The organism is Mycobacterium sp. NGS34 (assembly GCF_059812845.1).
Genome location: NZ_JCALDM010000003.1, coordinates 170,939 through 186,130, shown reverse-complemented (window position 1 = coordinate 186,130; position 15,192 = coordinate 170,939). Strand labels below are relative to the sequence as shown.

Here is a 15,192-nt window from a genome sequence, read left to right as displayed (position 1 = left end):
TTAGATGATGGCCGACGAGTCGAAGGCTTCCATTTCGGTGGTATAGGCCTCGCCGAGTTTCTGGATCGCGGCCAGGGTGAGCAGCGCCTCGCTCTCGTCGATCTTGGCCATGGCGAAACCGACGTGGACCAGGACCCAGTCGTCGGGTTCGGGCATGTCGTCCTCCAGCAGGCGCACGCTGATGGTGCGCTGCACGCCGCTGACGTCCACCTTCGCCAGATAGTTTGCCGGGTCAGTGATTTCGACGATCCGGCCCGGAATCCCAAGACACATACCAGCGTCTCCTTTCAGCAAAGCTCAGCAGATTCGAGGCAGCGGGTCCCCGACGAGCATGTCGACGATCCGCGTTCCGCCGAAACCGGTGCGCAGCACCACGGTCTCGGCGGGTTCGGCGACGATCTCCCCGACCTCGGCCGCGTCGGCGCCCAGGGGATGGGACCGCAGCGCGGTCAGCCCGGCATCGGCCTCCGACGCGGCGACGACGGCGACGAACTTGCCCTCGTTGGCGACGTACAAGGGGTCGATGCCGAGCAGCTCGCACGCGCCGTTGACCATGGGCCGCACGGGAAGTCGCTCCTCCTCGAGCAGCACCCCGAGGCCGCACGCCTGGGCGAGCTCGTTGCACACGGTGCCGACCCCGCCGCGGGTCGCGTCGCGCATCCACCGGGTAGACGGGGCGGCGGCCAGCAGCAGCTCCACCAGCGGGCTGACCGAGGCGGTGTCGGAGGCGATGTCGGCCTCGATGGCCAGGTCGCCGCGGGCCAGCATGACGGCCATGCCGTGGTCGCCCATCGACCCGGACAGCAGCACCTTGTCGCCGGTGCGCACCGACGCGGCCGACAGCGAGCGCCCCTCGGGAATCACGCCCGCGCCGGTGGTGGTGACGAACAGCCCGTCCGCCGCGCCCTTGGGCACCACCTTGGTGTCGCCGGTGACGATCTGCACGCCCGCTGCCGCGGCGGCGGCCGCCATGTCGGCGACGATCTCCTTCAACTCGGCGATTCCAAAGCCCTCTTCGATCACGAACGCCGCCGAGATCCAGGCCGGCACGGCGCCGGCCATCGCGAGGTCGTTGCAGGTGCCGTGGACGGCGAGCTCGCCTATCGACCCGCCGGGAAAACGCCTGGGCTGCACCACGAACGAGTCCGTCGACATCGCCAGGCGCTCGCCGCCGGGCAGCGCCAGCACCGCGGCGTCGCCGAGGGACTCGAGCAGCGGGTTACGGAAGGCCTCCACGAACACCGCGTCCACCAGCGCCGCCGAGGCCTTGCCGCCGGCGCCGTGGGCCAGCGTCACGTGGTCGTCGAGCAATCGGGGGCGGCGCCGGCGGAACGACTCGATCCGCTCGATCACCTCGCCCTCGCCGAAGCGGGGCCCCGACGAAAGGTATTCGCCCGGCGGCTTGTTCATGCCGCCCCCCGACCCTTGTCGCCGAGATGTTCATGCACGCTCAACCACAGCTGGTAGCCCAGCAGCGCCTGCGATTCCTGAATGCGGTGCACGCTTTGCGAGCGAACCACGAAGCAGGCGTCCACGTTCGGGTTGTCGGCGAAGGCGCCGCCGTCGTAGCCGGCGAAACCGATGGTGTAGAGCCCGCGCCGGCGGCCCTCGGCCAGCGCCGCGAGCAGGTTGGGCGAGCCGCCGCTGGTCGACATGGCGATCGCGATGTCGCCGGCCTGCGCCCGTGCGATCAGCTGGCGGGCGAACACCAACTCGAAACCGACGTCGTTGCCCAGCGCGGTCAGGACGGCCTGATCGGCCGTCAACGCCCACGCGGGCAGCGGCGTGCCGATCGGCGGCCGGGCGAACAGCCTCGCCAAAGTCGTGGAATCGGTGCAGCTGCCGCCGTTTCCGAAGGTGAACAACCGGCCACCCGCCCCGAATCGGAGCGCCATCTCGGTGGCGGCCGCCTCCAGCAGGTCGGCGTTGGCCTCCAGGGTCGAGCGCCGCAGCGCCAGGCTCTCGGCCGCCTTCGCCTGTGCCGACGCGGCCAGGTCGGCCAGCAGCGACTTGGGGTCGTCCTCCTGCGCGTCGATGAACGGGTACAGGAAGTTGGTGGGTTCGTCTGTGCTCATCAGTCCTCCACGCCGACGTTCATTTGCGCCGCTCCTCGATCCCGGCCTTGCCGGCATCTTCGTCGCCGACGCGGCTGATCGCCGCGCCGGCGTGGATCAGCACCAAGTCCCCGGCGTCGACCGGGTCGACGAGCGTGGTGATCACGTCCTCGACGCCGCGTGCGGTGCGCACCGGCGCCTGTCCGCCGGCCGACGGGCCGATGACCTCGCCCAGGCGCCCCTCGTCGCTGCACGTCACGCAAACATCTTCCGTACATTCGGCTTTCAGTAATCCCGGGTGCTCGAAACACACGTGGGTCAGCTCCCACAGCAGGTGATAGAACAGAACGAAACCGCCCGTCGCGGGCACCCGCGGATCGGGGTCGTCGAGCCACAGCACGTGATCCGCCATGCCGGCCGCTGGCTGCTCGCCGCTGCCGATCCAGATCGTGGTCGCGCCCCACGCGGGACTTCGCCGCATCACCGAGCGCACCTGCGCGTCGTCGGCTCCGGAGACCGCGACCACGATGTCGCCGGGCCGCACCGACACCCGCACCAGGTCCACCAGGTCGGGGCCGGTCAGCGCCACCGCGGGCAGCGCCCGCTTGCCCACGATCACGGGATGCACGAACTCGACCGCGATGTGCAGCGCGTGCGGCTCCCACGAGGGCGCGATGGACCACATCGTCGCCCCCGCGGCGAACCGCTTGGCCAGTGTGAATGCGGTGGCGGCCAGGTCGGTGGTCAGATCCGAGGCCAATTCGGCGCCCAGGCCGCGGTCGATCGCGGTGGTGGTAGTCATCTCACTCATCCTCTTCGGTACCCATCAGCATCGAGATCGCGGCCTGACCCAGCGCCAGCCCGCCGTCGTTGGGCGGGACGGTGTGATGGGTCAGCACCTCGAACCCGTTGCGCCGCAGGCGCGCACGGCACGCGCGCAGCAGCAGCACATTCTGGAAAACCCCGCCGGTGAGCCCCACCAGCCGGACCTCGCCCGCCACGCGGCCGACCGCGGTGGCGACGGCGTCCGCGAGCGCCTCGTGGAAGGCGGCCGCCAGCAGCGCGGGCCGGGTGCCGGCGTACAGGGCCGCCACCATCGTCTGCACCATCGTCGACGGGTCGATCACCCCGTCGGCGCGCACGCTCAGCGGCAGCGACGGCCCCGGGTCGCCCAGGGCCGACTCGGCGAGCGCCTCGAGCTCGATGGCCGCCTGGCCCTCGTAGTCGATCCGGTGCCGCACCCCGAGCAGCGAGGCGACCGCGTCGAACAGCCGGCCCACGCTCGAGCACGGCACGCACCCGAAGCCGCTGTCCAATTGCGAACGGGTGAGGCGCAATTCGTCCTCGGTCGCGGCGGCGACGGGCGCGAGGTCGGGGGTCCAGTCGAGGCCGGCCGCCCACAATTGCGCCAGCGCCATCCGCCACGGGTTGCGCACCGCGGCGTCGCCGCCCGGCAGCGGCACCGGCAGCAGGTGGCCGGCGCGGACGAACCGGTGGCTGTCGGGCCCGAGGGCGAGAATCTCACCGCCCCAGATGGTTTGGTCGCAGCCGTAGCCGGTCCCGTCGAACGAGACGCCGACGACGGGCTGCCCGATGCGGCCGTGCTCGGCCAGCAGCGAGACGACGTGGGCGTGGTGGTGCTGCACGAGATCCAGCGGTCGCTCGCCGGCGTGACGCTCGGCCCAGTCCCGGGTGTGATACCCGGGATGCAGGTCGGCGGCCAGGCGCACCGCCTCGCCGCGCATCCCGGTGAGCTGACCGACCGCACGCTCGAACGCCCGCAGCGTCTCCCAGGTGGCCATGTCGCCGATGTGGCCGGACAGGTAGGCGCGCGAGCCGTCGGTGAGGCAGAAGGTGTTCTTCAGCTCCCCGCCCACCGCGAGCACGGCGGGGCCCGGCCGCCCGAGATCGACCGGCAGCGGCGCGTAACCGCGGGACCGGCGGATCGGTAGTTCCCCTGCCCCTTCTTCGTCCCTGACCACGCGCACCACCGAGTCGTCGCACGGGACGTGGATCGGCCGGTCGTGGTCCAGGACCGCGTCGCACAGCGCCGAAAGCCGTTCGGCGGCATCCTCATCGGTGAAGCAGATGGGCTCGTCGGAGCGGTTGGCGCTGGTGAGCACCAGCGCGTCGGGGACCGGTCCGGCGGCGCCGGGGACGGGCGCCAGCAGCAGGTGATGGATCGGGGAGTAGGGCAGCATGAGTCCGAGCAGCGGGCTGCCCGGCGCGACGGCGTCGGCGACGGGCGCTCCCGCGCGGCGGCGCAGCAGCACGATCGGGCGGGCGGGGCTCGACAGCACCGCGGCCTCGTCGGCGTCGATGTGCGCGCAAAAGCGCGCCACGTCGAGGTCGCGGACCAGCATGGCGAACGGCTTGGCGCCCCGCGCCTTTCGGGCCCGCAGGGCGCCGACCGCCGCGTCGTCGTCGACCGCGCAGGCCAGGTGGTACCCGCCGACCCCCTTGACGGCGACGACGGCGCCGGCCGCCAGGGCGCGCTGGGCGGCGGCCAGCGCGGCATCCGATCCGGTCACCTCACCGGCGGCCGACGAAAACCGTAGCGACGGGCCGCAATCGGGGCAGGCGATCGGCTGCGCGTGGAACCGGCGGTCCGCCGGATCGTGATATTCGGCCGCGCACGCCTCGCACATGGCGAACGTCGACATGGTTGTCGCCGGGCGGTCGTAGGGCAGCTCGCGGATGATGGTGAACCGCGGCCCGCAGTTGGTGCACGTCACGAAGGGGTGCCGGTAACGCCGGTCGCGCGGGTCGAACAGCTCGCGGACGCAGTCGTCGCACACAGCGATGTCGGGCGGGATGGGCGTCTTGAAAATGTGCTCGCCGGTGACCGTCCGGCTTTCAACGATCCGGAACTCGGGGGGTCCGGCGGGGTCGGCGGCCAGGTCGGCGACGGTCACGCCGCCGATGCGCGCCAGCGGCGGCGCCTCGGCGCGCAGCCGACGCCCGAATTCGTCGACGCTGGCGCGGTCGCCCTGCACCTCGAGGAACACCGCGCCGGAATCGTTGCCGACGAATCCGGCCAGGCCGAGCTCGCTGGCGATGCGGTGGACGAAAGGACGGAAGCCCACCCCCTGGACGACACCAGTCACGGTGAAGCGCTGCCGGATATCGGAGGCCTCCGAAGACAAGGCGAGCATCAGGGGGGATTGGGTCATCTCAACCGCCCTCCGGGCGGGTTGTCGGGTCGGTGCGGCCCCTGCCCATCAGCTCGAGGCCGGCCATCGCCTCCTCCGCGCCGTCGCGGTCGGTCTTCTCCACGGCGAAGCCCATGTGGATGATTATCCAGTCGCCGGGCGCGAACGTCTCCTCCGGCAGCATTCCGACGTTGACCCGGCGCTCCTCGCCGGTGACGTCGACCAGCGCGAGCTGCCCCTCGTAGCCGTCCAGCATCCGGATCACCTGACCCGGGATCCCCAGGCACATCAGCGGTCCTCCCGCGTCTGCAGCGCCGCGACGATCTCCTGGACGGCCCGCGCGGCCCGGGGGACGGCCTTGGCCACGGGCTCGGTGAGGCCGATGCCTTCCTCGACGCTGCCCGCCTCGCAGCCGACGACCACCGTGTACGGCGGGCTGCCGCCGAGGGCTCGCAGGCTGGCGAACACCGCCGCCGGATCCATGCTGTGGGCGTCCAAACCCGTTGCCGCCGAGGGCTCTTCGCAGTCCGCCTGGAACACGTGCAACGTGCCGGGGCTGCCGCGGCTGGGCACGGCGTCGACGAGGACCAACGAGTCCCACTCCTCGAGCAGGTCGTAGGCCAGGTGCATGCCGCGGATGCCGTAGTCGGTGACCCGGACGCAGGAATTGCCGCCCGCGTCGTTCTGCGGGATCTCGGCGTTGCGGACCACTTCCGAGCCGAATCCGTCATCCCCCAGGAAAATGTTGCCGATCCCGGCGACCAGGATGCGCGTCGTCATAGGTTCCCCCCGGTTGACTACATCCGCCTCAGCTTCAGGTAGCGGCGGGCGTCGGGCAGCGATATCAGTCCCAGCGTGACTGCGATCGCGGCCACCAACGCGATGATGGCGATGAATATCCAGCCCAAGACTTCCATTTCGAACTCCTTTCAGGGATTTGCGGGTTGTCCGGCTTCGAGCGGCTCGACCTCGTCGGGGGAGAAGTACAGGTAGCGGCCGTACCAGTCGTGCAGCTCGGCGGCGGGGTCGTCGTCGACGACGACCGCGACGTGCTTGTTGCCCTCGACGTCCTCGTGCACCGACGTCACGCGCGCGGTCTTGCCGGCGACGAAGATGTCCTGCGCGTCCGCGTTGCGCGCCGGCCGCAACCGGACCCGGCTGCCGCGCGCCACCCGCACGCCGCTCACCAGGACCGCGTCGACCTCGGGACGAACGGCGTTGTCGGCCAGCGGATCCCACCAGTCGACGCCCTCCGGGACCTCGGGCACCAGCCCGGACAGGGCGTGCGGGTCGCGCAGCACCCCGTGCAGGCGCGCCATCGCGTCGGGTGACATGGCGTCGCACTGGTCGATGATTTGCGCGGCCCGCGGATCGGTGGCCCGGGCCTGGGCCTTCTCCTCGTCGGTCATCGTCATCACGCGCAGGGTGAGGATCTCGTCGATTTCGGTGCAGTCGTACAGCGCCGTGTTGCTCTGTTCGGCCACCTCGGGGTGGTCGTAGAGGATGATCGGCGAGATCAGCAGGATGTCGCGGGTGCCGGCGGGCCCCGCCAGCACGGGGAAGCAGCGGTGCTGGCGGCAGCGCGCCGCCGCCGCAACGGCGCCCGGCGGCGGCTCGAGCAGCGAAACAAATTGACCGTCAACGACTTCGGCGATGAGGTGGGTGCCGATCATGGACCGCGCGATCGAATCGGTCTTGTCGGCCGCGGCCGCGCCGACGTTGGCGACCCGCACCGAGACGTGGCGCAGGTCGCCGTCCGGTTCGCTGGCGACCGTCAGCTCACCGCGCACCTCGCGCCGCTCGCGGACCAGCCGCCCCCCGGCGAGCAGCTCGACGTCCGTGGCGGCCCGCGCCACGATCGGCAGCGTGTGCGGCCGGCCGTCCAGCGCGAGCGGGCCGAAGGACAGCTCGCACTCGACCGCCTCGTCCCAGGTCAGCCACGACCCCGCCGCGGTCCTCAGCTCGTCGACCGGTTCGAACGCGCCGTGGGCGAATTCGCGCTCGGCCGAGCGGTGCTGCAGCTGCAGGAACCGGACCACCAGGGTCAGCGCCTCGGACCCGTCGACCAGGAACTGCGCCGCCAGGGTGTCGTCTTCGCCCAGGCCGGCTTCGGCGGCGCCGGGCGGACCCAAAACGCCGAACTGCCAGCGGGACTGGTTCTTGCTCGACGTCCCGCGGTACGGGTAGAGCAGGTAGCCCTCGTACAGCACCGCGTCGGCGACGGCGCGGGCCCGGTCCCAGGCGGAGGTCATTTGGCCTCCTCCCGGTCGACACCCAACAGCGTGGTGACCGCGTGGTCGAGGTCGAGCATCCCCTGCGCCGACTTGTAGGCTGCCAGCGCCGCGATGGTTTCGTGGCTCAGGCGCACCCAGCCGGTGTTCGGATAATGCTGCTCGATCAGATCCCGCCAGACCGCGACCGGCATGTCGTAGCGATACTCGCAGTCCCACGGCACCTGCTGGACCGAGAACCCGCGTTCGGACTTGACGAAAATGGTTCCGCTGAAAAGGAACTGGAGGGGCAGCGCGCCGTCGCGCAGCGCGTGCAGGTACTTGGCGGCGGCGACCTCGAAGTCGTAGGTGCAGTCCAGCGGGAGCGCGACCGTCGTGTTGCCGGCGAAGCCCGGCACCATCGCGCTGGCGTGCTGCCAGAGGAAGGTGCGTTGGGTGGCGGCCCAGCGTTCGCGGGGCCCGAACAGGTCGAGCAGCCCGGCCGCCTCCGCCTCCGAGTAGGAGCGGCGCAGCGGCTCGATCCGGACCTGGCAGCGCAGCGCGATCGCGTGCACCGGATCGTCATCGCTGGCGGCGACGCTGACCCGCGCGGTCAGCACCGGGCTCACCGAGTACGGTTCGGGCGCCACGTCGAGGACCGCGAAGTTCACGTCCACGTGCTCTCCGCTCATGGCGGTGTCTCCACCGCGCGCGCGGCGACCCGGGAAAAGAAGTCGTCGATGAAGGCGCGGGCCTCCTGGCCGCCGTCGAACCCGCGCCACAGCATGCGCAGGCGCCCGACGAACTCGTAGCAGGCGTCGATGGGCACGAGGTAGCTGTGCGGCTGGGCAGTTTCGGTATCAGGGACGCGCACCAGCAGCGCCTCGACGTCGTCGGTCAGCAGCGCCACCCGCGGATCGGCGCCGCCGATGGCATTCCAGGCGTCCAGGTCGAGTTCGGATTCGGTCGCCCCGGCCGGGCCGGGGTAGAAGGCGACGGTGCGCCCGAGCGCGGAGTTGGTGAAGAAGAAGGCGACGCCGACGGGAATCTGCAGCGCCTCCCACGCGCGGCGATCCAGCGCGAAGTCCGGAAACGACAGATAGCGGTCCGGCACCGCCCGGTAGCGCAGTTCGGCGGTGCGGTCGGTGAACAGCAGATAACAGGCCCGGCATGCGCACATCAGCTGGCGGGCGGCCACATTCACGACGTGCTGGTGCTCGTCGGGAATCGCTTCCGAGCACATCTCGCACCGCTCGCCCGCCGGCTCGGGAGCCGCCCGGTCGCTGCGGATGCGGGTCAGAACGTCATACGGGCTCGTCATGCGCGCGCTCCCATCGGTTCGGCCAGCGCCACCGAGGGCACCCCGTCGCGGGGCAACAGGGGGAGCGGCTCGAGGTGAGCTCCGTCGGGGCCGGCGCCCGCGTGCACGATGTCGAACTGCGTGCCGCAGCGCGGGCAATCCAGCATCGTCTCGTTCAATCGGGCGCCCGCCAACGAGTCGTCGCACACCGGGCAATGGTCGCGGTAGGCCAGCGGCAGGTCGCCGACCCGGCACACCAGCAGCGCGATGCCGGCGACCCGGAAGCCCGCGACGTCGCCGGGCTCCAGCTCGGCCACCTCGGGCAGCGGGTGCCAGTTACCGGACCCGTTCGACGCGTTCGAACGGACGTGTGCCAGCAGCGATTCCGTCGGGATCACGGCCCCGTTGCCCGCGGGCTCGGCCGTCACTACCTCTATCGACGAGATCTCCGGGGCGGCGGCCCGGACCGCGTCCTCGACGGCCAGCTCCAGCGTCACCGCCGACGATGGGCAGCTCTTGCAGCTGCCCTTGAATGCCAGCCGCACGGTGCCGTCGTCGAGCACCTCGAGCAGGTCGACGTCGCCGCCGTGCGAGCCGAGGTAGGGCCGCACCCGGTCCAGCGCGTCGGAAACCCGCCGGTGCGCGTCGTGCGGGTGCAGCCCGTGGACCAGCAGCAGGCTGGCCACCAGGTCGTCGGTGGCCAGCCGCTCGGCGAAACCGGCGTCGCCGGCTCGCACGATCCGTTCGAGGGCGGCCCCGTAGAGCCCGACCACCTCGCGGACCAACTGCTGGGCGCGCTCGTGCGCGGCCGCCCCACCCGCCGCGCAGGAATCCAGGAGGGTCTGGATCCGATCGCCCGCTGCGCGCCACTGCGTGTCGTTCTCGGGGGTCTCCGGGCGATCCGCCATCTCCTACTCCCCGACGGGCGATTGCGTCGGCGTGTGCAGTCTCTCCAGGGTCTTGCCCTTTCCGAGGTACATGTGCACGCCGCACGGCAGGCACGGGTCGAAGCTGCGCACCGTGCGCATGACGTCGATGCCCTTGAAGTTGTCCCGGCCGTTCTCCTCGAAGATCGGCTGGCCCTGCACCGCGTCCTCGTACGGGCCCGGCGTGCCGTAGCTGTCGCGCGGGTTGGCGTTCCACGGGGTGGGCGGGTACGGGTGGTAGTTCGCGATCTTGCCGTCCCGGATCACCATGTGGTGGCTGAGCACCCCGCGCACCGCCTCGGTGAAGCCGCAGCCGATGGCCTCGTCGGGCACCTCGAAGCGCTCCCACGTCTTGGTGCGCCCGGCGCGGATCTCCTCCAGTGCCTTCTCGGCGAAGTGCAGCGCGCAGGCGGCCGCGTAGGCCTGGAAATAGGTGCGGGCCCGGTCGCGCTCGATCGTGTTGCTGCCGTACTTGGGCACCTTCCACTCGAACTCGACGGGACCCTTCAGCGCGGTCTTGGGCAGGTTGATCTTGACGCTGTTGCCGGTCGCCTTGACGTAGCCGATGTCGACCAGGCCGGCGAGCGCGGTCGCCCACAGCCGGGCCAGCGGCCCCCCGCCGGTGTCCAGCGCCAGGTGGTCGGTGCCGTCGAACCAGCGCGGGGACATCACCCAGCTGTACTTGCCGCCCTCCATGTCCCGCTTCTGCGGATGCGGGTTGGTGTGCTGGTTCCATGGGTGGCGCCGGTCCACCGCGTTGCCCAGCGGATCGGTCTTGACGAACATCTCCTGGTCGGTCCAGTCGTCGTAATACGAACTGCCCAAAAGGATCCGGATGCCGAGGTTGATGTCCACCAGCGAGTGGGTGACCAGCTTGCCGTCGACCACCACGCCCGGGGTGACGAACATCGCGTTGCCCCAACGCTCCATGTCCTTGTAGGCGAAGTTGCACACCTCGGGGTCCTGGAACGAGCCCCAGCAGCCGAGCAGCGTGCGCCGCAGCCCGACCTTCTCATAACCGGGCAGCGCCTCGTAGAAGAAGTCGAACAGGTCGTCGTGCATCGGCACGACCTTCTTCATGAACTCGACGTAGCGCATCAGCCGCGTCATGTAGTCCGTCATCAGCTGGATGGTCGCGACGGTGCCGATGCCGCCGGGGTACAGCGTGGACGGGTGCACGTGGCGACCCTCCATGAGGCAGAACATCTCTCGCGTCCAGCGACTGACCTGTAGCGCCTCGCGGTAGAACTCGCCGCTGAACGGGTTGAGCGACCGCATGATGTCGGCGATCGTCCGGTAGCCGTGCGCGTCGGCGTGCGGCGCCTGCGTCTTCTCCGCCAGCGACAGCACGCTCGGGTTGGTCTCGGCGACCATCTTCTCGCAGAAGTCCACCCCGACCAGGTTCTCCTGGAAGATGTTGTGGTCGAACATGTACTCGGCGGCCTCGCCGAGGTTGATCAGCCACTCGCCCAGGTGCGGCGGCTTGACCCCGTACGCCATGTTCTGCGTGTAGCACGAACAGGTGGCGTGGTTGTCGCCGCAGATGCCGCAGATGCGGCTGGTGATGAAGTGGGCGTCGCGGGGGTCCTTGCCCTTCATGAAGATCGAGTAGCCGCGGAAGATCGACGAGGTGCTGTGGCACTCGACGACTTCCTTGTTCTCGAAATCGATCTTGGTGTAGATGCCGAGGCTGCCCACGATCCGGGTGATCGGGTCCCAGGCCATCTCGACGAGCTGGCCCGGTTCCCGCTTGGCGGTGCTCGGCTCGGGAACGATAGTTGTCATCGAAGTCTCTCCAGGTGCAGTGAGAAGAAGGCGTGCCGCGACCTACCAGGTGCGGCGGGCCCCGGTGGTCAGTTGGTCGCCGTTGTGGCGCCACTTCGGCTCTTTGTCGACGGTGCGCCCCGTGACGCCGCGCAGGCTGCGGATCACGCTGCCGTACAAGCCGACCGCGGTGCTGGAAAGCTTGCCGCCCGGCGGCTCGTCCATGAACGGCATGAACTTGTCGGGGAAGCCGGGCATGGTGCATCCGATGCAGATGCCGCCGACGTTCGGGCAGCCGCCGACACCGTTGATCCAGCCGCGCTTGGGCACGTTGCACTTGACGACCGGGCCCCAACAGCCAAGCTTCACAATGCATTTCGGCGACCCGTATTCGGTGGCGAAATCACCCTGCTCGTAGTAGCCGGCGCGGTCGCACCCCTCGTGCACGGTGTTGCCGAACAACCACTTGGGGCGCAGCGCGTCGTCGAGCGGGATCATCGGCGCCTGACCGGTGGCCATATAGAGCAGGTAGGTGAGCGTCTCGGACAGGTTGTCCGGGTGGATCGGGCAGCCCGGGACGCAGACGATCGGGATGCCGGCCTTGCTCTTCCAGTCCCAGCCGAGGTAGTCGGGTACGCCCATCGCCCCGGTCGGGTTTCCGGCCATCGCGTGGATGCCGCCGTAGGTGGCGCAGGTGCCGACCGCGACCACCGCGGTGGCCTTCGGCGCCAGCCGGTCGAGCCACTCGCTGGTGGTCATGGGCTGGCCGGTGGCCGGGTCGTTGCCGAACCCGCACCAGTAGCCCTCGTCCTTGATCTTCTCGTTGGGGATGGACCCCTCGACGACGAGCACGAACGGCTCGAGCTCGCCGCGATCGGCTCTGAAGAACCACTCGAGGAAGTCGTCGGCCCCTCCGTTCGGGCCGCATTCGAAATCGATCAGGGGCCAGTGCACGGCGACCTTGGGTAAGCCCGGAAGCGCACCGAGGGCTATCTCCTCGACGCTGGGCTGGGTGGCGGCAGTCAACGCCACCGAATCGCCGTCGCAACTGAGGCCCGCGTTAATCCATAGAACATGGATCAATGTTTCTTCTGCTTTGACTGCTGCTTCTGTTGGCATGCTGCAGCTTTCCGGAGCCGGGCTGGGACGCTCCTGCGCCGCCGGAGTCGACCGTCGGCCCACTTGCGCAGCGCTGAATTTGGGTCTACTCCCGCCTCAGACGGTTGTCAACGGTCCAGGGTTTGCGGGCAAATATACAGATGTGTTATTGGCCCCTCGTCTCATCTATTTGCGTTGCCGGGCAGGGGATTTCGGCCGGGGATCACTCGGCCGGCCAACCCGTGAGCAAGCCTAACGAAGGGCGGGACGATCTCGGTCGTCTTGCGAGCGATTGGCAAGATCAGTCGTCGGCGTTCGCCGCGAATCGCCGCAGCCAGCCGAACCAGGCGCCCATGCCGGCGCCGGTGCGCGCGCTGATCGGCAGGATCTCGGCCGTGGCGTTGACTTCGCGAATGTGTGAGATGTAGGAGTCGACGTCCACGTCGAGGTAGGGCACCAGGTCAATCTTGTTGAGCAGCACCACGTCCACCGACCGGAACATCACCGGATACTTCAGCGGCTTGTCCTCGCCCTCGGTCACGGAGTACACCATGGCCTTGGCGTGCTCGCCGACGTCGAATTCCGCCGGGCAGACCAGGTTGCCGACGTTCTCGATGATCACCAGGTCAAGGCCGGGGAGGTCGAGGCCGGGCAGGGCGCGGTTGACCATGGGCGCGTCGAGGTGGCATTCGCCGCCAAACCCATTGCTGGTGTTGAGCAGTGACACCTGGGCGCCGCGCCCGCTGAGCTTGGCCGCGTCCAGGTCGGTGGCGATGTCGCCCTCGATGACGCCGATCGCGAATTCGCCGGCGAGCTCGTCGAGCGTGGCCGCCAGCACGGTCGTCTTGCCCGATCCCGGGGAGCTCATCAGGTTCAGCGTGCGGATCCCGTGGCTCTCGAAGGCCGCCCGGTTGGCGTCGGCGAGGGTGTCGTTCTCGGCGAAGATCGCCTCCAGCACGTCGATGCGCTGCTTGCCGGTCTGGTAGCGACTGTGGTCCCCGTGCTCGTGATCCGGAAGGTCGTGGTCGTGGGTGTGCACGGTTCCGTCGTCGTGTCGGTGAAACCTACCCATGGTCAAATCCTAGTGCGCGCCGCAACGGGTCACCCCGCCGAGCGTGCATCCTGCGACGCGTCCGGGGCGTGTCGCGTCGCAGGATGCACATTCGCGGAGTTGCCCTGAGCGTCTGAGGTTTTCACGAGACGTCCAGGGACGTCACCAGGAACTCGTTGCCACGCAGCACCTCGACGTCGGGGCTGTCGCACCGCGGGCACCAGATCGACCAGGCCGACGTGATCTCCGATTCGCGGCCGCACGCCCGGCAGCGCACCTCGGCGCCGACGCATTCGAGTTCCAGCTCGGCGTCCGGCATGTCCTCGGAATCCCGGACCAGCGTCCAGCAGAACGACAGCGATTCCGGCACCACCTGGCGAAGCGCGCCGATCCGCACCCGCACCACGTCGACGTGCCGGCCCCCGGCGTGGGTCTTGACCAGACCGGCGATGGCCTCGCACAGCGACAGCTCGTGCATGGCACTTTTCTACACCCACGCGTCAGCTCTGGGCCGAACCCCACTTCTCCTCGATGCGCCCGTAGCGCCACACCAGCAGGGCGACCGCCCAGGTGAGCACGAAGATGCCGACGACGGCGAAGCCGACGGCGTTGAGGTCGAGGCCGCCGATCCAGTTCCAAAACCCGCCCCGCCACCCCAACTGGCCCGCGAACAACCCGAGCAGTTCGACGGTCCCGATCAACAGCGCGACCGCGACCGACAGCCCGGTGATGGTGATGTTGTAGTAGATCTTGCGCAGCGGGCTGGCGAAGGCCCAGCCGTACGCGAAGTTCATGAACGATCCGTCGATCGTGTCCAGCAGGCACATGCCGGCGGTGAACAGCACCGGCAGGCACAGGATGGCGTACCAGGGCAGGCCCGCCGCGGCGCTGGTTCCCGCCAGCACCAGCAGCGCGATCTCCGTGGCGGTGTCGAAACCGAGCCCGAACAGCAGCCCGACCGGGTAGAGGTGCCAGGACTTGGTGATCGATCGGGTGATGCGGCCGAGGTACCGGTTGATCAGCCCGCGGTTCTGCAACTGCCGCTCGAGTTCGGTTTCGTCGTAGCGACCGCGGCGCAGGCGCGCGAACACGCGCAGGATGCCGACCAGTACCACGACGTTGAGGGCCGCGATCAGGTAGAGGAACACGCCGGAGACGCTGGTGCCGATCAGGCCGGTGTAGTGATGCAGCGTCGAGGAGCCGTCCTCGACCGGTCCGGCAGTGGCCTTTATGACGGCCTTTGTCCCCGTTGCCAGCAGCAGGGCCAGCGCGAAGACCACGGTGGAATGGCCCAGCGAGAAGAAGAATCCGACGGCCAGCGGGCGCTGCCCTTCGCCCATCAGCTTGCGGGTGGTGTTGTCGATGGCGGCGACGTGGTCGGCGTCGAAGGCGTGGCGCATGCCCAGGGTGTAGGCCGTCAACCCCACGCCGATGCCAAAGGCCTTGCCCCCCAAGCTGAGTCGCGCCGGGTCGACGAGCAGCACCAGGGTGCCCCAGCCGATCAGGTGCAGCGCGGCGATCACCGCCAGCATCGATCCGAGCCGCCACCACTCCGCCGGCGCCAAGGCGCTCCGCAGCTTCCTGGCCACCACCACGACACTAGGAGGGGCCGCGAGCCAAGTGCAAGTGGATTGCAG

At 69.5% G+C, this 15,192-nt stretch carries 17 protein-coding genes; all 17 read right to left on the bottom strand.

What is annotated here, in order from left to right; genetic code table 11:
- On the bottom strand, positions 1-273 hold the full coding sequence (locus AC5Y7V_RS09795; RefSeq protein ID WP_499879851.1) for a HypC/HybG/HupF family hydrogenase formation chaperone: 273 nt from the start codon (positions 271-273) through the stop codon (positions 1-3).
- 24 nt (positions 274-297) lie between these two features.
- Complete coding sequence (gene hypE, locus AC5Y7V_RS09790; RefSeq protein ID WP_499879850.1) at positions 298-1,410, bottom strand: hydrogenase expression/formation protein HypE; 1,113 nt, start codon at positions 1,408-1,410, stop codon at positions 298-300.
- Positions 1,407-2,075 carry a D-sedoheptulose-7-phosphate isomerase gene (locus tag AC5Y7V_RS09785; protein WP_499879849.1) on the bottom strand — a complete coding sequence of 223 codons (669 nt, stop codon included), beginning with the start codon at positions 2,073-2,075 and terminating at the stop codon, positions 1,407-1,409. The genes hypE and AC5Y7V_RS09785 overlap by 4 nt, the downstream gene beginning before the upstream one ends.
- A 19-nt stretch (positions 2,076-2,094) precedes the next feature.
- Positions 2,095-2,856 (bottom strand): HypC/HybG/HupF family hydrogenase formation chaperone, encoded by a 762-nt coding sequence (locus AC5Y7V_RS09780; RefSeq protein WP_499879848.1) that lies wholly within the window; start codon positions 2,854-2,856, stop codon positions 2,095-2,097.
- A gap of 1 nt (position 2,857) precedes the next feature.
- A complete protein-coding gene (hypF, locus tag AC5Y7V_RS09775) occupies positions 2,858-5,227 on the bottom strand; it encodes a carbamoyltransferase HypF (RefSeq protein ID WP_499879847.1) in 2,370 nt (789 codons plus the stop codon).
- 1 nt (position 5,228) lies between these two features.
- A complete protein-coding gene (locus AC5Y7V_RS09770; protein WP_499879846.1) occupies positions 5,229-5,495 on the bottom strand; it encodes a HypC/HybG/HupF family hydrogenase formation chaperone in 267 nt (88 codons plus the stop codon).
- The gene (locus tag AC5Y7V_RS09765; RefSeq protein WP_499879845.1) at positions 5,495-5,986 is read right to left on the bottom strand and encodes a hydrogenase maturation protease; all 492 of its coding nucleotides are present in this window, start codon (positions 5,984-5,986) and stop codon (positions 5,495-5,497) included. Before AC5Y7V_RS09765 ends, AC5Y7V_RS09770 begins: the two co-directional genes overlap by 1 nt.
- 17 nt (positions 5,987-6,003) lie before the next feature.
- The gene (locus AC5Y7V_RS09760; protein WP_499879844.1) at positions 6,004-6,123 is read right to left on the bottom strand and encodes a DUF6893 family small protein; all 120 of its coding nucleotides are present in this window, start codon (positions 6,121-6,123) and stop codon (positions 6,004-6,006) included.
- 12 nt (positions 6,124-6,135) lie between these two features.
- Positions 6,136-7,458, bottom strand: a complete 1,323-nt coding sequence (locus tag AC5Y7V_RS09755) for a hypothetical protein (RefSeq protein WP_499879843.1) — start codon at positions 7,456-7,458, stop codon at positions 6,136-6,138.
- On the bottom strand, positions 7,455-8,108 hold the full coding sequence (locus AC5Y7V_RS09750; RefSeq protein WP_499879842.1) for a DUF6084 family protein: 654 nt from the start codon (positions 8,106-8,108) through the stop codon (positions 7,455-7,457). The genes AC5Y7V_RS09755 and AC5Y7V_RS09750 overlap by 4 nt, the downstream gene beginning before the upstream one ends.
- Positions 8,105-8,737, bottom strand: a complete 633-nt coding sequence (locus AC5Y7V_RS09745; RefSeq protein ID WP_499879841.1) for a DUF5947 family protein — start codon at positions 8,735-8,737, stop codon at positions 8,105-8,107. The genes AC5Y7V_RS09750 and AC5Y7V_RS09745 overlap by 4 nt, the downstream gene beginning before the upstream one ends.
- A complete protein-coding gene (locus AC5Y7V_RS09740; protein WP_499879840.1) occupies positions 8,734-9,624 on the bottom strand; it encodes a NifU family protein in 891 nt (296 codons plus the stop codon). Before AC5Y7V_RS09740 ends, AC5Y7V_RS09745 begins: the two co-directional genes overlap by 4 nt.
- A 3-nt stretch (positions 9,625-9,627) precedes the next feature.
- Complete coding sequence (locus tag AC5Y7V_RS09735; RefSeq protein WP_499879839.1) at positions 9,628-11,427, bottom strand: nickel-dependent hydrogenase large subunit; 1,800 nt, start codon at positions 11,425-11,427, stop codon at positions 9,628-9,630.
- 42 nt (positions 11,428-11,469) lie between these two features.
- Positions 11,470-12,525 carry an NADH-quinone oxidoreductase subunit B family protein gene (locus AC5Y7V_RS09730; protein WP_499879838.1) on the bottom strand — a complete coding sequence of 352 codons (1,056 nt, stop codon included), beginning with the start codon at positions 12,523-12,525 and terminating at the stop codon, positions 11,470-11,472.
- Positions 12,526-12,805: 280 nt separating this feature from the next.
- Entirely contained in the window at positions 12,806-13,576 is a 771-nt protein-coding gene (gene hypB / locus AC5Y7V_RS09725) for a hydrogenase nickel incorporation protein HypB (protein WP_499879837.1), read from the bottom strand.
- A 121-nt stretch (positions 13,577-13,697) separates the two neighbouring features.
- Positions 13,698-14,033, bottom strand: coding sequence for a hydrogenase maturation nickel metallochaperone HypA (locus AC5Y7V_RS09720; RefSeq protein WP_499879836.1), 336 nt, complete (start codon positions 14,031-14,033; stop codon positions 13,698-13,700).
- 22 nt (positions 14,034-14,055) lie between these two features.
- Positions 14,056-15,144 carry a Nickel transporter NicT gene (gene nicT, locus AC5Y7V_RS09715; RefSeq protein WP_499879835.1) on the bottom strand — a complete coding sequence of 363 codons (1,089 nt, stop codon included), beginning with the start codon at positions 15,142-15,144 and terminating at the stop codon, positions 14,056-14,058.
- Positions 15,145-15,192: the final 48 nt, after the last annotated feature.